Origin of the sequence: Oribacterium sp. oral taxon 102, from assembly GCF_013394775.1 — a bacterium.
Taxonomy (GTDB): Bacteria; Bacillota; Clostridia; order Lachnospirales; family Lachnospiraceae; genus Oribacterium.
On sequence record NZ_JABXYT010000001.1, the window covers coordinates 1 to 17,685 of the forward strand.

General features: G+C 57.0%; 14 protein-coding genes. 1 reads left to right on the top strand and 13 read right to left on the bottom strand.

The window, feature by feature from the left end; genetic code table 11:
* Positions 1 to 178 precede the first annotated feature (178 nt).
* The 13 genes from rlmD to HW273_RS00065 all read right to left on the bottom strand — a co-directional run bounded on the left by rlmD (position 179) and on the right by HW273_RS00065 (position 16,904).
* Positions 179 to 1,567: a 23S rRNA (uracil(1939)-C(5))-methyltransferase RlmD gene (gene rlmD, locus HW273_RS00005; protein ID WP_179012349.1), complete on the bottom strand. Its 1,389-nt coding sequence runs from the start codon at positions 1,565 to 1,567 to the stop codon at positions 179 to 181.
* A gap of 3 nt (positions 1,568 to 1,570) precedes the next feature.
* On the bottom strand, positions 1,571 to 2,536 hold the full coding sequence (locus tag HW273_RS00010; protein ID WP_179009557.1) for a 3'-5' exoribonuclease YhaM family protein: 966 nt from the start codon (positions 2,534 to 2,536) through the stop codon (positions 1,571 to 1,573).
* Positions 2,537 to 2,574: 38 nt separating this feature from the next.
* A complete protein-coding gene (locus HW273_RS00015; RefSeq protein WP_179009559.1) occupies positions 2,575 to 3,831 on the bottom strand; it encodes a S1C family serine protease in 1,257 nt (418 codons plus the stop codon).
* A 42-nt stretch (positions 3,832 to 3,873) separates the two neighbouring features.
* Positions 3,874 to 5,283 (bottom strand): sensor histidine kinase, encoded by a 1,410-nt coding sequence (locus tag HW273_RS00020; RefSeq protein WP_179009561.1) that lies wholly within the window; start codon positions 5,281 to 5,283, stop codon positions 3,874 to 3,876.
* A gap of 25 nt (positions 5,284 to 5,308) precedes the next feature.
* Positions 5,309 to 6,049 (bottom strand): response regulator transcription factor, encoded by a 741-nt coding sequence (locus tag HW273_RS00025; RefSeq protein WP_179009563.1) that lies wholly within the window; start codon positions 6,047 to 6,049, stop codon positions 5,309 to 5,311.
* 22 nt (positions 6,050 to 6,071) lie between these two features.
* Complete coding sequence (locus tag HW273_RS00030) at positions 6,072 to 8,552, bottom strand: endonuclease MutS2 (RefSeq protein ID WP_179009565.1); 2,481 nt, start codon at positions 8,550 to 8,552, stop codon at positions 6,072 to 6,074.
* A 30-nt stretch (positions 8,553 to 8,582) separates the two neighbouring features.
* Positions 8,583 to 9,524, bottom strand: a complete 942-nt coding sequence (locus HW273_RS00035; RefSeq protein WP_179009578.1) for an ROK family glucokinase — start codon at positions 9,522 to 9,524, stop codon at positions 8,583 to 8,585.
* 304 nt (positions 9,525 to 9,828) lie between these two features.
* Entirely contained in the window at positions 9,829 to 11,088 is a 1,260-nt protein-coding gene (locus tag HW273_RS00040; RefSeq protein WP_179009580.1) for a DUF5711 family protein, read from the bottom strand.
* Between the two features lie 5 nt (positions 11,089 to 11,093).
* Complete coding sequence (locus HW273_RS00045) at positions 11,094 to 12,014, bottom strand: nucleotidyltransferase family protein (RefSeq protein ID WP_179009582.1); 921 nt, start codon at positions 12,012 to 12,014, stop codon at positions 11,094 to 11,096.
* Between the two features lie 111 nt (positions 12,015 to 12,125).
* Entirely contained in the window at positions 12,126 to 13,253 is a 1,128-nt protein-coding gene (locus HW273_RS00050; protein WP_243206705.1) for a ComEC/Rec2 family competence protein, read from the bottom strand.
* A 23-nt stretch (positions 13,254 to 13,276) separates the two neighbouring features.
* Positions 13,277 to 14,431 carry a hypothetical protein gene (locus HW273_RS00055; RefSeq protein ID WP_179009584.1) on the bottom strand — a complete coding sequence of 385 codons (1,155 nt, stop codon included), beginning with the start codon at positions 14,429 to 14,431 and terminating at the stop codon, positions 13,277 to 13,279.
* 25 nt (positions 14,432 to 14,456) lie between these two features.
* Positions 14,457 to 15,668: a GH25 family lysozyme gene (locus tag HW273_RS00060; RefSeq protein ID WP_179009586.1), complete on the bottom strand. Its 1,212-nt coding sequence runs from the start codon at positions 15,666 to 15,668 to the stop codon at positions 14,457 to 14,459.
* Between the two features lie 201 nt (positions 15,669 to 15,869).
* Entirely contained in the window at positions 15,870 to 16,904 is a 1,035-nt protein-coding gene (locus HW273_RS00065; RefSeq protein WP_179009589.1) for a threonine aldolase family protein, read from the bottom strand.
* 295 nt (positions 16,905 to 17,199) lie between these two features.
* On the opposite strand from HW273_RS00065, the gene HW273_RS00070 reads away from it, so the two are divergent.
* Entirely contained in the window at positions 17,200 to 17,628 is a 429-nt protein-coding gene (locus HW273_RS00070; RefSeq protein WP_179009591.1) for an HIT family protein, read from the top strand.
* Positions 17,629 to 17,685: the final 57 nt, after the last annotated feature.

The following is a 17,685-nucleotide window of genomic DNA, read 5'->3' on the forward strand; positions in this document are numbered from 1 at the left end:
TCTCAAAATGCCTGACATCTAATCCACTGTCTCAAATTGTGACATCTAATCCGAGGTCACAACCTGACACACTTTTTGCAGTAGATATGTTTCAATATAAGAAAACCGAGCTTTTTCAGAAGTCTGGCTTCAAATCCAAACTTCCGAAAAAGCCCGGAAATACGCCACTTTCTGGCTCTTATTTATCTTTCCTTGACATCAAAACTACCGTCTCCACATGCACCGTCTCCGGAAAATTATCCACAGGGCGCGCTCTGCGGAGCTCATAGCCCCGTCCCCGGAGATACTTCACATCCCGGGCAAGGGTTGCCGGATTGCAGCTCACATATACCAGCCGCTCCGGGCGCATCCGCACGATCGTCTCCAGCGCACGCTCCTCGAGCCCCCTTCGCGGGGGGTCTACGCAAACCACATCAATCTGCTCCTCAGGATGTGCAGCGTACCATGCCGGCAGCACCTCCTCTGCCGCTCCGGCGAAGAACTCGGTATTCGTGATACCGTTCCGCTCTGCATTCTCCCGGGCATCCCGAACCGCCTCCGGAACGATCTCCACGCCGTATACCTTTCCTGCTTTTTGGGAAAGAAAAAGGGAAATGGTCCCGATGCCGCAGTACATGTCCCAGACTGTTTCCCGACCGCTGAGCGCCGCGAACTCCAGCACTGTTGCATAAATTCGCTCCGTCTGTACCGGATTGACCTGATAGAAGGAAAGCGGCGAGACCCGGAAGCGAACCTGCCCGATACTGTCCTCTATATAGCCGGGACCGTAGAGATTTACGAGCTCCCTTCCCATGATTACATTATCCCGTCCGGTATGGATACTGTAGCTTACGCTCCGGACGGAGAGGGAGGCGATTTTACCGGAGGTAAGCGCTGTGACCAGCTCCTTCGAATGCGGGAGACTCCGGCTGTTTACGACGAGGCAGACCATCTGCTCTCCGCTCCGGAAGCCCTTCCGAAGGAGCACATGGCGGAGAAGCCCCGTTCCGCTCTCCTCATGATATGCCTCGATCCCGTACCGCTCCGCCCAGTCCAATATCGTCCGGAGCAGAAGCGCGTTCTCCGAAGCTCCCAGCAGACAGTCCTCACACGCTATGACGGCGTGCGTTCGTCCGGCATAGAAGCCGGCGGTCAGTCTTCCCTCCTTATTGACAGAAATTGGGAACTGCGCTTTGTTTCTGTAACGAATCGGACTTTCCATTCCCACAATATCCTCGAAAGTCCGCTTCAGCACATCCTCCTCCACCCCGCCGATGCGCAGGAGATCACGATAGACCTTGTCCTGCTTGAAGCGAAGCTGCGCCGCATAGGACATCTCCATGAGCTGGCAGCCCCCGCAGCGGCGGGAAATCGGACAGGGGCTCTCCACTCTGTCCCGAGAAGGCCGCAGCACGCTCCGGAGCCTGGCGAAGCCATAGCGCTTCTTCACCTTCATCGCGCTGACGCGCACACGGTCTCCGATAGCGCTGTCCTTTACGAACCAGACAAAGCCGTCCTTCCTTCCGATTCCCAGCCCGTCCTCCGAGAGATCCGTGATCTCCAGCTCGAACTCCTGATTCTTCCCGATCATTTACCTGCCCTGTGTTTTTCTCAAATTGGAATCGATCAAACGATTGAAGCCGATCCATCCGCCGTTTTCATTGGCTCTGCCGGATTTCTCCGCACCGCTCAGTGCCTCTCGCATGGTCTGGAGCTTCGCGTCAACATTGTCTGCGAAGGCAAGCGCCATCGCCTCCATCAGCGCCGGCTTCTTCGGTGAGCCGTACTCCAGCTCCCCATGATGCGACAGGATGCAGTGTCCCAGCTCTGCCGCGAGCGTCTCCGGGAAATCCGGAATCTGCCGAATTACCTGCATCAGCATCTCATAGCCAATGACGATATGCCCGATCAGCTGCCCCTCATCCGAGTAATCGTTCCTCGGAAATGCCGTCAGCTCCCGCACCTTGCCGATATCATGGCAGAGCGCCGCAGTCAGCAGCAGATCCCGGTTCAAATCCGGATAATGCGAGCCGAAATAGCTGCAGATCGACGCGACAGAAAGAGTATGCTCCATCAGCCCGCCCACATAGCCATGATGTACGGACTTCGCCGCAGAATGGACAGAAAACTCCCTGTAGAAATCACTGTTCTCGAGAAAGAGCAGTGAAAGAAGTCGTTTCAGGTTCGGATCCTTCACGGACTGAATATCCGCCTCCAGCTCTTTCCGCATATCCAGGATATCCCTTCCCGAGGTAGGAAGATAATCCTTCGGCTCATACTCTCCCTCCTTTGCGACCGAGAGCCGCTGGATGCTCAGCTGGTTCACCCCATTATAGACGGTCACATTGCCCTCGACATAGACATAGTCCATCACGTCGAAGTCGTTGATGCCCGGCGAATTCGGCTCCCAAACCTTCGCGTCCGCTACGCCCGTTTTGTCCTGAAGCGTGATATTCAGATACTCCTTTCCGTTCTTCGTGAGCGCGGCGTTCTTCGTTTTGACGAGATAGACGTCCGAAACCCGCATTCCATCGTGAAAGTTCTCGATATACTTCATTTCCCTTTTCCTTTGCGCAAAAAAAGCATTAAATTCCATCATCGTCCTCCCACTGTGACCGGGAAGCGCAGCTCGACATACTCCTGCCCTCTGCTTCTCTGCACAGTAAGGCTTATTGTATCATCCACCGCTGTCTTTTCCAACTCCGATACAAAGCTGTCCACGCTGTCGAGCGCCGTCTCATTGAGCCCGACAATGATATCGCCTGCCTGAATCCCCGCCATATATGCGGGAGACTCTGTCACACAGCTCCGGACATAGATTCCCTTCGGGATACCCTGCCGCTCCATATTGGTGCTGACCTCCTGAACCTCCACCCCGATATAGGGCACACGGCGGCCGTTGCTCAGCAGCTCGAGACGGCTCAGGAAATCGGAGAGTCCCGCAATCCGGCAAAATCCGCTCGCAGACTCCCCCAGCCGATCCGATGCCCAGCCCACCAGTTCTCCGGAGGTATTCAGGACGAAGCTGCCCTTCGCCGGGGCCGCATGAAGATCGGCACGGATATCCTCCAGCGTGGAATCAACCGCCGGCTGATGATAGCTGAGATAAGAAACAGCACCGAGCGCCGTCGAGTAAAGTCCTCCGGCAGGCGCTCCGACGGTAATCAGCGTGTCTCCACGCTTCAGAGCTCTGGAATTCCCAAGCGGGATCGCACGGAGCAGTCCACGATCCTTCTCCATGATATTCTTGAGCGGAACCGAGATCACCGCGAGCCCGTCCAGCTCATCGATCGCCTTCAGCGCCGCCTCATAACGATTACCCCGCAGGAAGCTGACCTCCAGCTTCGTCACGCCCTGCACCGCCTCCGCCATCGTAAACATCAGGATTTCATTGTCCGTCACCGTCAGGATAATGCCGGAATAGCTGTCCTCCGAGGAGGTCTCTCCGCCGAGGAAGTCCGAGCTGCTGACGCGCTTCGTCACCTCAACCAGCGACTTCTCTGCCTCATTTCCGAGCTGCTTCAGGTTCTGCATCATGCTCTCATAGTCCGACACGGAAAAATGATAATTCTGGAGCTCCGACTGTACGAGCTCCTCGATCGGCTCTGTCTCCGTCTCGCTCGCACAGACAGTCGTCTCCTCTATGCTCTGCTCCGTATGAAATGCCACCGTCTCCGTCTCCGGAGGCGCAAAAAGCGTGCGGAAGCGAGGCTCTGCCAGCACAAAAACGCCCGTGCTGAGCAGTCCGAAGAGAAGAGCGGACAGCACAACTCTCAGATAATGCCGGAGCCGCTTTTTCCAGCTCTCTCTCCTCCCGACGATATTCTCCTTGATGAATTTCTTTTCTTCCATATTTTTCTACAGTTTCTCACTCTGCCTTATCCGTCCTGCTCTCTATCCGATCTCCTGCTGCGCTGCCGGCAGGGTAAAGGTGAACTCTGTCCCCACGCCCTCTGTCGAGACGCAGTCGATATTTTCCCCATGCGCGCTCACGATCGATTTCACGATCGCAAGTCCGAGACCGGTTCCCTGCTTATCCCTGCCGCGAGACTGATCCGTCTTATAGAAGCGATCCCAGATCTTCTGCAGATCCCTTTTCCGGATGCCGATCCCGCTATCCTTCACGGAAACGAAAACCTTCGTGCCGCTGCGCCCCGTCCGAATCAGGATGCTTGTGCTCGGATCGGAGAACTTCAGCGCATTGTCAATCAAATTATACAGAACCTGCTGCAGCTTTGCATAGTCCCCGTAAACCATTTCCTTCCTCGCGGCGAAGGTCAGCTCGAAGGTCATATTCTTCTTCCGACAGGTCATCTCGAAGCTCGCGCAGACCTCCTTGATGACCCGATTGATATCGAAGTTCGTCCGCATCAGAAGCCCCTTCTGCTCTGTGGAATTCAGGGAAAGCATCGACTGCGTCAGCTTCGTCAGCCGTTCTGTTTCGGCAATGAGCCGAAGGAGATATTTCTCCTCCAGCTCCTTCGGGATCGTCCCGTCCAGAATTGCCTCCAGATAGCCCTTGATCGAGGTCAGCGGCGAACGGAAGTCATGACTGATATTCGCGACAAACTGCCGCTGGTAGTCGTCTGCCTTCGCGATTTCCTCCGACATGAAGTTCAGCGTCTCCGCAAGATAGCCCATCTCGTCATGAGAGCGGCTCCGGATGCGGTAGCTGTAGTCTCCCTCCGCGTACCTCATCGCGCCCTCGGTAATGCGGCGGAGCGGACGGTACACGATAATGTAGAAAACCAGCAGGATAATGAGGGACAGCAGAAAAATGATGAGTCCCGTTATATAAACGATGTTAAGAATCTCAAACTGAGAGGCGAGGATGTTCTGCACCGGCATGTGAATCAGTACATAGCCTCTCGTGCTGTAGCCCCTCGTGATCGGTGCTGCCACGGTCAGCACCGGTTCCGAAAACATGCCATGGAAATCACCCTCCAGATACCTCTGGTTCCCGGTCATCGTCGGGTCGAAGCTCTGTATGGTCTGCCCCTTTTTCAGCTCCTGCCGTGAATCGGAGATGATCATCCCGTCCCTGTCTACCAGCCATATCTCTACATGAAGGAAGGTCGAAACCGCCTTCATCTGCTCGTTAATCATCTCCTCCGAAAGGTAGAGGCTCTGTGAATCCGAATAACTGGTAGAGATCAGCGTTGCCTCAGAATACAGATTGTTTGCCTGCTCCCGTATCAGATAGCGGTAGGTCATGTCCGAAGAGAGCCTCGCGATCGATACGAAGCCCAATACGCCAAAGAGAATGTAGGCAAGCAGAAATTTCAGAAATAAGGAACGCTTCATCCCTCTTCACACCCTGTCCCTCTGTTCAGCCCGAAACACGGAATTTGTAGCCGATTCCCCAGACTGTCGCAATTTCCCAGCTCTCGCTGCCGGAAACCTTCTCACGCAGGCGCTTGATGTGGACATCCACGGTGCGGGAATCCCCGGCAAACTCATAACCCCAGATATGGTCCAGAAGCTGCTCTCTTGTGAAAACCTGATTCGGTGAGCTCGCGAGAAAATAGAGCAGCTCCAGCTCCTTGGGCGGCATTTCCACAAGCCGTCCTTTGTAAAAGACGGAATAATTGCTCTGATTGATGATGAGCTCCGGATACTCGATATACTTTCCCGTCCGGCGCATATCCTCATTCTCCAGACTCCGCATCGGCTCTGGCACAGGCTTCCCCGCAGTGACGCCCTGATACCGTCTGAGCACTGCCTTCACCCGTGCGACCAGCTCCTTGGAATCGAAGGGCTTGATCATATAGTCGTCCGCACCCAGCTCGAGCCCGAGCACCTTGTCAAAGGTCTCCCCCTTCGCGGAGAGCATGATAACCGGAACCGATGAAGCCGCGCGCAGTCTCCGGCATACCTCATAGCCGTCGATGCCGGGCAGCATCAGATCCAGAATGACGAGATTCGGCCTGTATTCCTCTGCGGCGCGCAGCGCCTCCTCCCCATCCGCGACCTCTCTCGTATCGAAGCATTCCTTTTTCAGATAGAGGGAAATCAGCTCCGAGATGGAGCTGTCATCATCCACGATCAATATTCTCTGCTTCTCTGCCATGCCTCTCCTCTCTCCTGTCCGCTTACTTTCTGAAAAACGCGATGGTCACGCCGTCAGAGCCCTCGCCATACTCGCCGAGACGGAAGGACTCGACATATTTGTTCTTTTTCAGCGCGGTATGCACCATCTTCTTTAGCGCACCGGTACCGCGCCCATGTACGATACGTACCTGCGGCAGGTGCGCGAGGCAGGCATCATCCAGATACTTGTTCAGCTCCGGCAGCGCGTCTGCCGTCATCTTCCCAATGAGATTCAGCTCCGGGGAAATCCCCATCGCCTTGGACATCCTGATCGCTCCCGCGCCCCTGCTGCGTCCCGCGTCATTCCGGGGCACTGTCCCGCCGCCCTTCGCATGCTGCACGAGCTCCAGCTCACGAATGCTGACCCTTGTCCGAATGATTCCTGCGGTAACATAGACCATTCCGTCCCTGTCCGGCAGCGTCGAAACCGTCGCGTTCAGGTTCATGGAGAGTACCCTCACCGTATCACCAACCCGAATATTCTTCGCAGAGAGCGGCTGTGCCGGGCCCTTGACCACCCCCGTGTTCATCGCCGCCTGTGTCGCCCGCAGCTTCTGGTTCAGCTTCGTCCGCGTCTTCTCCGCTTCGATGGTCGCCGCGCCGTTCTGCTCCTGCTTCCGGAGCTCCTTCACGATCGCATCCGCCGTTTCCTTCGCCTCCGCGAGGATCGTTGCGGCCTCCTCCCGCGCCTTTTGCAGGATTCTGTCCTTCCCCTTCTCGACGCCCTTCGAGGACTCTCTGGCACGCCGCTTGTACTCTTCAATCTCCGTCCTGTAGCGCTGTATCTCCTCGCGCTCCCGTTCTGCCGTGACGCGGCTCTCCTCAAGGCTCGCGATGACATCCTCCAGCCGGACATCCTCGGACGCAAGTCTTGCCCGCGCATCCTCGATGATATAGCCGGGAAGCCCCAGCTTCTGGGAAATCGCGAAGGCGTTGGACTTTCCCGGAACGCCGATCAGCAGCCGGTAGGTCGGGCTCAGCGTCTCCACATCGAATTCGCAGCTCGCATTCTCTACGCCCTCTGTGGAAAGTGCGTAGACCTTGATTTCCGCATAGTGGGTCGTCGCGATCGTGCGAGTCTTCATATTATGGAGGAAGTTCAGGATCGCCATCGCGAGCGCCGCGCCCTCCGTCGGGTCTGTTCCGGCGCCGAGCTCATCGAAGAGGCAGAGGCTGTGCGCGTCCGCCTGCTCCAGAATCCGAACCGTATTCGTCATATGCGCGGAGAAGGTCGAAAGACTCTGCTCGATGCTCTGCTCGTCCCCGATATCCGCGAAAATTTCCTGGAATACGCCCAGCTCCGAGCCTTCAAAGGCAGGGATGAAGAGTCCGGACTGTCCCATAAGCTGAAAGAGCCCCACCGTCTTCAGACAGACGGTTTTTCCGCCGGTGTTCGGCCCCGTAATAATCAGGAGCTCAAACGTATCCCCAAGATAAATGCTGATCGGCACGACCCGCTTCGGATCAATCAGGGGGTGGCGCCCGTCCTTGATATGGATATAGAAGCGGTCATTGAATACCGGCTGCGTTGCCTGCATCGCGTGCGAGAGCTTCGCCTTCGCAAAGCTGAAGTCCAGCTGCGCCAGCAGCCGAATGTCCCGGAGAATCTCCGCGGAATACGGAAGGAGAGCATCCGAAAGCGTCCTCAATACCTTCTCGATCTCGCGCTTCTCCTCGCTCTCCAGCTCCCGGATCTCATTGTTCAGCCTCACGACGCTCATCGGCTCGATAAACAGTGTCGCGCCGGTCGCACTCTGGTCATGCACCATCCCCGGAAAGGATGCCTTGTACTCCGCCTTGACCGGGAGACAGTAGCGTCCGTCCCGCATGGTAATGACGCCGTCCTGCAGGAGGCTGCGGGAACGGTTCAGTATGCCGGAGAGCTCTGTATGGATCTTTTCCTGAAGCTGATGTATCCTGCGCCGAACCTGATGCAGCCCCTCACTCGCATCATCAGCCAGCTCATCCTCCGAGAGGATGCAGCGCGTGAGCTCCCGGTTCACCGTCTTGAGCGGTGCAAGCTCCCGGAAATATCCGCTTAGCGCGTCCATCTCCGTCTCCTGCCCATCCACCGGGACGCCCTCCCGTTTGTTTTTGGTATAATGCTGCTCCAGCCGGACAGCGCGCGGGAGCAAACGCTGTGTTTTCTCGTCCGCATCCTCCCTGCCGTATGCCTGTGCACGTCCCGCGGCGGTCAAAAGCCCGGAGATCTGGAGGAGCTCCGGAATGCTGAGGCTTGCCGCGAGAGAAAGCCGTTGAATCGAAGCGCTCACATCCCGCACTCCGGAAAAGCTGAGGCCTCCGTACAGGCGGATCCGATTCACCGCCGCCGCCGTTTCCTCCTGCAGACTGCGAATCTCCGAAATCTCGCAGGAGGGTCGGAGCTCACGGCAAAGCCGCTTCCCCTCCTGTGAATCCGCACAGCCCTCCAGCCGCTCCAGTATCTTATTGAATTCCAGTGTTTTGAATGCCTTTGTATTCATCCTTCCCTTTTCTGCCGCCGCAAAAATGAATTACAGCACCAGCCGCGCACAGCCGTAGATCCCGGCATCATTGCCAAGCTCTGCCAGCCGAAGCTCTGCCTTCACGATAAGCAGCGGCGTGTATTCTTCATAATACCGCTTTGTCACGTTGATCAGATACTCTCCTGCCTTGGACACCCCGCCGCCGAGGACGAAAACCTCCGGATCCGCTGTCATGGATATCTGCGCCATAACGAGCCCGAGATAGCGGAGCGCCGTCTCCATCGTCTTCACTGCGAGCCGATCTCCCGCCTTCGCACAGTCGCAGACATCCTTCGCGGAGAGCTGCTCTCCGAAGGCACGCATCGCGGATTCCTCTCCGGACAGCGCGAGATTTCGCTTCGCTTCCCGTACAATGCCGGTCGCGCTCGCGACCTGCTCAAGGCAGCCATACCCTCCGCAGTTGCAGGCCTCTGTCTCCTCGTCCCGGACATGGATATGCCCGATTTCCGCAGCAGCTCCGTGTGCACCGGCGATGATCTCTCCATTCAGGATAATGCCGCCGCCGACACCGGTACCGAGTGTCACCATACAAAGATTCGAATAGCCCTTGCCGCCGCCAACCCACATTTCTCCGAGTGCCGCCACATTCGCGTCATTTCCTACCTTACAGGGAATCCTGCCGCCCAGCAGTTTCTGCATTTCCCGTGCCGGATAGCGGTTCTTCCAGCCCAGATTCACACAGACATGTACGAAGCCATCCTTCTCCACCGGTCCCGGGACACAGAGCCCAATCCCCTGGAGTTCCTCCTCCCCGATTCCCTTTTCCTCCATCTTCCCACGAAGCGATGCCGCTATATCTGTGAGGATAAACCTGCCGTCCTCCTCCTTCCGGCTCGTAATCTCCCATTTATCGAGAAGCTTTCCCGCCGTATTGAAGAGACCGCACTTCACGGTCGTTCCGCCTACATCAAAACCCACACAATACCGCATTTCTTTTCCCCTTTTTATATGAGGAAGCGCCGCCCGTTCTCCAGATCCCGGCGCTTCCCTTGTCTGCTCTGGAATAGTGTAGCCTCATTCTTTCTGTCTGTCAATTTTTTAACGCAACAATTCCGGTGTCATACGTCTGCGCACACGGGAGGCTTGCATCCCAGTGCGCAAAAGATTTCATGACACGCCCACAAAGAAGCAATCGCAGGCCATTGCCCCGAATCGCTCAAAGCCGCTGGGCTCCTGCGATCAGGGATCGCAGGCAGGCATGGAGCACGAAGCGGTTCGGAAGCAGCGCGAGAGGCTAGCGCAGACTGATATTCTCCATTCTGCCGCCACCTCCAACCATGAGACGCATACCGAAGGCATTGTCCGAGAGGATCTTCACCTCCGAAACCGGTGCCTCCAGCGTGCCCGAGAAACGTATCTTCCCCCTCCGATCATAGATACAGAGCTCCTGCTCCCGATACAGAATCGCTCTGCCGTCGTCCAGCGTGAAGCCGCTGTACGGAAAGGCGAAGAGACGTTCATAGCACTTCTGCCCATTCGTACGGTAGACGCTGAGACGATACGGCTCCGTACTTCCCTCCTGCTCCGTATCAGTGATGACCCCCACATAGTCTCCGGAATAGGCGATCGAACGGATCGCCTCCGTTGTCTCCTGCTTCGATAAAAGCGCGGGACTCGTCAGGAGCTTCGTTGAAAAAAACGCAACCCCTCCATCATAGAACGCCTGCGCCAGCGCATTCCCGGAGAAGCGAACCCGTCCGCACAGATGTCCCTTGAAATCATCCGAAAAGCCGCCGACCACACGGTTGCTTCCCGCGCTCTGTCCGACCTCGGAAAGATTGTAGAAGACCAGCCGGTTCTGCAGCACGCCATTCTCCAGATACGCAAAGGAACAGAGCAGCTCTGTCCCGTCCGGTGAAACCGCGATATCCAGCGGATAGCCGTCACCCTCCAGAATGGATTTGATGGAAATGTCCAGTGTGCCGCCTTCCTTGGTAAAAACCGTAATATAGCTCGCCTCGCGATCCTCTGTGAGTGCGTACACGACACCGGTCTCGGAGACGCTGAGCTTCGTGATCGGAAGGCTGGTCTCCGCCTGCCCTGTCGTCCCTGCCGCATTCATGATATAGATCGCATTTTTGCCCTGATCCGCGATCGCGGCGAATGTTCCGCTGATCGCGACATATGGCTCCGCCATCTCGAAGGACTGGTTCCATACGGTCTTCCCCGCGCCGTTGATATACCCCGCACCGTCCCGCGTCACACGGAGCAGCCCGTCTATGTAAGGAAAATATTCCTCATAATCCGACTGCACGCCGCCCTCCGCAAAGCTCTCCATGCTCCAGCCACGCTGTACGCTGCGAAGCTCCCTCCGGAAAAACCAATGCAGTGCAAGAAGCAGCATGAGAAGCACGAGGAACAGAAGGAGCAGCAGCACATAGCGCCCCCTGCCCTGTCGTCTCCGGGATCTCCTCTCCTGTCGGGGAAGCTCCTCCGCATTCACCATACGCCTGCGGAGCTCCTGTTTTCTGGATTCTCTGTTTCCCTCTGTCATAGCCCTCAGTCGAATAATCTTTCCGGATATACGCCCTGCGCGTGCAGCGCGCGAAGCGCCCGCTGCACTGCCGCCTTGTCCTCCTGATACGTCACTCCGAACCAGCGATCATGATCGGGCAGCACGGAGACTCTCGCCTTCCCCGCCTGCATCAGCACATCAATCTCCGCCGGAAGCAGATATTCGGATTTCAGCTCTCCCCCATGTACGCTGAGCCATGCCGGGAAATTCCGCTCCAGACTGTCCAGAAAGCCCTCGGACAGACCGAACATATTCATGGAGACGATCGCGTCCCGTCTGACCTCCACCCGCGTCCCGTCCGCCCTGCGGCCGAAAATGCCATCTCTCTCCTCCCGGATCTCATAGGTCTCATGGATAGCAGAGAGTGTCCCGTCCGCTCCGGTCTCACAGACACCGCGGTTCACTGCGCCGTTCTTCGAAAGCGTGTTCCCGACCAGAAAGCCCGCGATGCAGATATCGAAGTACGGCTTCGACTCGTCCAGCTTCTCTGTCAGATAATCATGGAGCAGCCGGAAGCCCTCTCTGCCGTAGAAGTCATCCGCATTGATGACCGCGAACGGGCTGTCAATCTGCCTTCTCACCTGAATGAGCGCGTGCGCGGTTCCCCATGGCTTCCTCCTGCCCTCCGGTACAGAGAAGCCCGCCGGAAGATCTGCAAGCTCCTGATACGCATACTCACACCGGATATGCTTTTCTACACGATTCCCGATGATCTCACGAAAATCCGCCTCGATCTCCCTGCGAATGATAAATATCACCTTATCGAAGCCTGCCTTGATCGCATCATAGACGGAATACTCCATGATGACCTCTCCGCCCGGCCCGAGCTTCGCCAGCTGCTTGATCCCTCCGCCGAAGCGGGAGCCCAGCCCCGCCGCCATGATAACCAATGCCGTTTTCTTCATATTCACTCCTTGGAGCCGCCGCTCTCATACCGCGGCTCTTCCCGCCCTAAAATAAAAGAAGGGCATACCCTCAGCCTTTGCCAAAAGTATACCCGAATCAAATACGGATGTCTAGTTCAGCGTCCAGTCTCCCTCTGCCATCACGAAATTTCTGCGAACAGAAAGCCCGTCGATCCAATGCTTCGTGAGCGCGATCGTATAGGTCTCCTGCTCCTCCGAGAAGCCGTCGTTTACCTGTGCCCAGAGTGCCTGGTGTGTCGGCCAGAGCACATACTCCGGGCTGACCGCCTGATAAAATGCCGGGCTGCCGCCATGCTGCCCATGATGCGCCATCTGGACGATATCCGCCCGAAGCGCCTCCGCCCCGCGATCCCGGAGGAGCTGCTCTGCCGCCTCATACGGGAGATCCCCGGTCACGAGCAGCGTCTTACCGCCAATCGTGATCTTATACACAATGGAGCTATTGTTTCCGGAATCCACAGAGAACTGGTATGCCTGATTCATGATCTCGATATGGATGCCTCCGATATCGAGAAGCGTTCCCGCCGGCGCATTATAGTGCACCTTCGTCTGGTCATAGTCCGCGATATCCCGGTAGATCTCCTCGATCATCGGCAGACGGTACGCTTCCTCCTCCCTTTGGTAAAAGTCCATCGGCGCGAAGCTGTGATAGATCTCCCCCATGGAAATGCCCGCGTAGTCTGAAAGCCCGCCGGATTTCTGCTGCTCCAGCATGACCGCCAGTGCGCCGACATGATCGCTGTGCGGGTGTGTCAGGAGCCAGGCATCCACCTTACCGCCGTGCGCCTTGATATAACGCGCGAGATACCCTGCGTTCGTCTTCTGCCCACCGTCCACGATGACGAGATGCCCTTTCCCATCCGAAAGCACGAGGCAGAGCTGCTGTCCCGTCTCCGTTCCCTTCAGCATCGTGATCGAAGCGCCGTCCGATAGCCCGATCGATTCCGTATGCGTCTGCACTGCGCCGGCTCTCCCGATTACGGTATAGCCAGCGGCAGGATCATAGCTCCTCATAAAAGGCGCGGATACCCCCGCAGGATTCTCCGCCCGAGGCGTACTCGCCGCTTCTCTGAGCCCCTGCCTGCTCGCCTGCTCCAGTGTCTGTCCGCTCTCCACATAGCTCGTCTCTGTTCCCGGCTCTGCCGCCGCAGGAAATGTGAGGCTTCCTGCCAGAAGCACGGGGAGCAGTATCGCCAGAAGCCCGGTTTTACATATCATTCCTATATTACCGCCTTTCTCTCTCATCCAAGCCACGCACCGTCCGTACCGACGAGATAGCCGTCCGGCGTCATGCCGTTCGCAAACATCGCCCCATACGGCATCCCATTCTTCGTATAGGGATTCAGATAATACCACTTTCCGTTTACCTGCCACCAGCCGGTCAGCATTTTTCCAAATGTCCCGTCATGCTGCGGATTCAGAAGGTACCAGTAGCCGTCTGCCAGCTGCCAGCCGGAGCGCATCGCACCATCCTCTCCCATGAGATACCACTCGGAGCCGATCGGGTTGATCCAGCCGCGCAGCCGCCTGCCGTTCTGCTCATAGTACCACTTCCCGTTCTCCGTCTTCCAGTTCGTGCTGTTCGAGACCGGGTTATTGCCGGTCACTCCCGGCCCTCCCGCGCTTCCCCTGGTCGGGAGACCGCTCGATACCGTGCCGCCGCTCTGTGCGGTCGCGATCGCATTGGATCGCGCTGTCACGATACGGAAGGAAAAAACCTCATCAGAATGCTCTGTATCCACAGTGCCGCTCTCATCCACATAGAGTCCGTTGGCAATATACCCCGAGGCACGGTCAGAGCCCCGCTTCGCGCGGATCAGCACATTTTTCAGGCTTCTGTTGTTGTTCTCATAGGAAGAAACATTGATCTTTCGGCTGGAGGTCGAACGCTTGCTCTCATGCTCGTCTCCGTCTGCGTCCTCATAGAGAATCAGCACATCGTATTCCGAGGCATATTCCACCTTCGCCCATCTGTAGTTGTCCCCATCCCGCTTAATATCCGTCGGGTTTTTCAGTACATAGTACGGGTAGGTCTTTGCCGTCAGCCGGATGCGATCCGCGCTTCGCGAGTCGATCGTCACCTCATACGCGCCCCGCACCTCCACTGCGCAGCTCCCGGAGAAGCTGCAGCCTGCGCTCGGACGGACATCCATCTTATAGGAATACGAGCTTTTCGGCTTGGAGCGAGAGCCGCTCACGCTGTAGTCGTACACATAATAAATCTGGTCATAGGTCTGCGGCTCCGCCCCCGAGTAGACCTGTCCCGGGCGCATCTCCTCCGCATCGTTCGGCCCGATGTCGATCCGCACCGTGTCGATCGTCCCCGCCGCAAATGCGGGAGCCGCTCCGAGGAGCAGGAAACACAGTACCACGAAAAGCCATGTCCTTCGCTTCATCGCCTTCCCTCCTTGCCATGCTCATTTATGGGTTCGTGCAGGCTCCCGTCTCATTGAAGCTGTACTCGATCCCGTTAATGCTGCGCGTCGTGTTCGAGAGCATCACGCCGTTCTCATCCATATAATACCAAAGATCATTGATCAGCCTCCAGCCGGTTTTCATATAGCCGTTATCCACGTCCATATAATACCAGCTGCCGTTCACCTCCACCCAGCCGTTCACCATGCTGCCGTCATCCCGGAAATAGTACCAGAGATCCTTGATCTGCTTCCAGCCCTTCGCCCTCGCGCCATCCTCATAGTAGAACCAGCTGCCGTCCTTCTCCTGCTCCCAGCCGGACTTCCGGGCTGCGGCGGGCCCCGCGTCCGAGAAGGAGAGTCCGCCGCCGTAGATCACCCCGCTGTTTCCGCTGACGCTGCTTGCCGCATATTTCCGCTCTGGATTCCCGCCGCCGTAGGCCTTGTTGGAAAACTCCGTGGTCACGTTTCCGACGATCCCCTTCACGACGCCGTTGTCTCCGGTCTGCCAGATTGTCGTATTCGTGCCGCTGACCGGACGATATACCTTGTCCTCCGGATAGGCGGCAAACCAGATATCATAGGGGATATTGGATACCCGGAGATGATTCTTCAGCCAGTTGGTATTGGCGTACACAACCGGCGTATAGCCTGCCGCGGCGACAATCTCACAGAATTTATTCGCCATCTCCGTGAGCTGCTCCGGCGTCGCTCCCTCGGAGAGCATACCGTTGACCTCCATGTCATAAGCAACCGGGTAGCCGAGCCGGTACTTCCGGATCTTCGAAACCGCGAGGTTCGCCTCCGCGATTGTCTCGTCCAGATTCTTCGCCGTCGCACAGAGGTATGCGCCGGCCTTAAGTCCCGCATTCTGTGCGCCGCTCACATTCTGGTCAAAATACGGATCCTCCGTCAGACCGTAGGCGATACGGACAATCGCGAAATCGATCCCGTCCCGCTTCACCTTGCTCCAGTCAATCGCACCCTTCTGGTTCTGGAACTTCGAGATGGAAATTCCTCTCTCCAGATAGGAAAATGCAGAGCCGTCTGCATTGCGATATCCTGACCATGGATTCTGATCCGTCTGCGACTGTGCCATCCCGCCCTGTGAGCCCATCCCCTCGCCCGGCCCGATCAGCGCGTAGGCGGGTATCGTCGTCCCCATCGCAAAGCTCAAAAGCAGCGCTGCCGTCAGCATCTTCTCCCTATTTTTCACCATATTGAAATACTCCTTCCCTGTCAATCTCACGGAGCATCATACCGGAAATGCCGGCATCGTTCCGGATCTCGATCCTGTGCGTGCTCTCGCCTCTCCCGTACCATAAGACAGGGAGCTTATACACTGTAACAGGAAAGGAGCGCAGATTCAATAGACTTCGCGGAACCGTAAAAAATCGTCAGAAAAAATTCACCTGACTGCTCACAGCGACTCCAGAACCCTGCGAAGCGCTGCGATCTGCTCCTCTGTCGTCGCCCAGCTCGTACAGAAGCGGATTACGGTGTGCTCCGCGTCATATGCCTCCATGTACCCGTAGAGAACCTGCTCCCCGAGCCGTCCCAGTTTCTCATTCGGAAAAATCACAAACTGCTGATTCGTCGGGGAATCGAGATAGAAGCGGAAGCCCAACTCCCGAAGCACGGCTTTCAGCTCCTCCGCCCGCTCGATCGCGTTCCGCGCGATCCTGAAATAGAGCCCATCGGTAAAGAGTGCGTCGAACTGCACGCCATGAAGCCGCCCCTTGGCAAGCAGTGCGCCATGCTGCTTCACCAAAGTCAGGAAATGCCGCGGCATGTTCCCCTTCGGAAATACCACCGCCTCTCCCGAGAGCGCGCCGACCTTGGTGCCGCCGATGTAGAACACATCACAGAGCGCCGCGATGTCCCGCAGCGCCACATCCGTCTCCCGGCTCTCCAGTGCATAGCCGAGGCGCGCGCCGTCCAGAAAGAGCGGGACATGCTTCTCCCGGCAGACCTCCGAGAGCGCTGTGAGCTCCTGCCGGGAATAAAGTGTCCCGTACTCTGTCGGCTGGCTGATATAGACCATCCCGGGAAAGACCATATGCTCGTAGTTCCCGTCCGCATAGAAGGCGTCGATAAACCGCCGTACCTCTGCCGCCGAGAGCTTTCCCTCCCGCCCCGGCAGCGTCAGAACCTTGTGCCCGCTGTACTCGATCGCCCCCGCCTCATGTACGGCGATATGCCCTGTCGCCGCGGAAATCACGCCCTCATAGCTCTCCGTCATGCTGTCAATGACGACCTGATTCGTCTGCGTGCCTCCGCTCAGGAAATAGACCGCCGCCTCCGGCCTCCCGACCTCCTGCCGAATCTTTTCCGCCGCGGAAGCCGTGTAGTGATCTGTTCCGTAGCCGCCAAGCTGCTCCATATTGCTCTCGCAAAGCCTCCGGAGCAGCTCCGGATGGCAGCCCTCTGTATAATCGCTGGCAAAATTCAGCATTTTCCCCTCCTGCACGAAATCCGGCATTCCTTCTCTCATTCCCTCTCTGTTTCTTCCGTCACAAGGTATCATAGGGTCTCGCCTCGACAGGCAGACCTAAGGCAGACCTGCGACATCGAATTGCTCATAAAATCTGTTCATCTGAATTGTTACATCATAATACAGTTTCCCTCAAATTTCCAGTCCCGCCCGCCCCGTTCTGTAACCGCTTACAGTTTTTCTTGCAGCAGTTTCTCGCAGATGCTATACTTGGAAAAACAAGGAGCTGTACCGTCTCAGCACAGGAGGATACGATATGAGTCAGAATACAGATTGCGCTTACTGCATGAAGGGGGAGCTCGTCGCGAGGTTCGGCTACGAGATCTGCGAGCTTCCGGCATCCACCGTTTATCTTTTCAAGGAGCAGTCCCACCCGGGGCGCTGCATCGTCGCTTCGAAGCATCATGTTTCCGAGATGCCGGAGCTCTCCGAGGCAGATCAAGCCGCCTTTCTCGCCGACATCGTGAAGACCGCAAACGCGATCCACAGGGTCTTCCGGCCGGACAAGCTGAATTACGGAATGTACGGGGACACCGGACACCATCTCCACATGCACCTCGTCCCGAAATACCGGGACGGCTTCGAATGGGGAGGCACCTTCGCGATGGATCCGAAGCTCCGAAGGCTCTCCGAGGAGGAATGCGAGGCACTTGCTGCGAAACTTCGTCCGCTGCTTGCGGAATGACCTTCCGTCGCTGTACAGGAGCTTATACAGCAAGCAGGGGATTCCGGTGCATATATG

Excerpts from the sequence above, each read along its gene's own strand:
- HW273_RS00060 (WP_179009586.1), bottom strand. The coding sequence starts at position 15,668 with ATGGTGAAAAATAGGGAGAAGATGCTGACGGCAGCGCTGCTTTTGAGC.
- HW273_RS00015 (WP_179009559.1), bottom strand. The coding sequence starts at position 3,831 with ATGGAAGAAAAGAAATTCATCAAGGAGAATATCGTCGGGAGGAGAGAG.
- HW273_RS00055 (WP_179009584.1), bottom strand. The coding sequence starts at position 14,431 with ATGAAGCGAAGGACATGGCTTTTCGTGGTACTGTGTTTCCTGCTCCTC.
- HW273_RS00030 (WP_179009565.1), bottom strand. The coding sequence starts at position 8,552 with ATGAATACAAAGGCATTCAAAACACTGGAATTCAATAAGATACTGGAG.
- HW273_RS00010 (WP_179009557.1), bottom strand. The coding sequence starts at position 2,536 with ATGAAGTATATCGAGAACTTTCACGATGGAATGCGGGTTTCGGACGTC.
- HW273_RS00025 (WP_179009563.1), bottom strand. The coding sequence starts at position 6,049 with ATGGCAGAGAAGCAGAGAATATTGATCGTGGATGATGACAGCTCCATC.
- HW273_RS00065 (WP_179009589.1), bottom strand. The coding sequence starts at position 16,904 with ATGCTGAATTTTGCCAGCGATTATACAGAGGGCTGCCATCCGGAGCTG.
- HW273_RS00040 (WP_179009580.1), bottom strand. The coding sequence starts at position 11,088 with ATGACAGAGGGAAACAGAGAATCCAGAAAACAGGAGCTCCGCAGGCGT.
- HW273_RS00050 (WP_243206705.1), bottom strand. The coding sequence starts at position 13,253 with ATGATATGTAAAACCGGGCTTCTGGCGATACTGCTCCCCGTGCTTCTG.
- HW273_RS00020 (WP_179009561.1), bottom strand. The coding sequence starts at position 5,283 with ATGAAGCGTTCCTTATTTCTGAAATTTCTGCTTGCCTACATTCTCTTT.
- HW273_RS00035 (WP_179009578.1), bottom strand. The coding sequence starts at position 9,524 with ATGCGGTATTGTGTGGGTTTTGATGTAGGCGGAACGACCGTGAAGTGC.
- HW273_RS00045 (WP_179009582.1), bottom strand. The coding sequence starts at position 12,014 with ATGAAGAAAACGGCATTGGTTATCATGGCGGCGGGGCTGGGCTCCCGC.
- HW273_RS00070 (WP_179009591.1), top strand. The coding sequence starts at position 17,200 with ATGAGTCAGAATACAGATTGCGCTTACTGCATGAAGGGGGAGCTCGTC.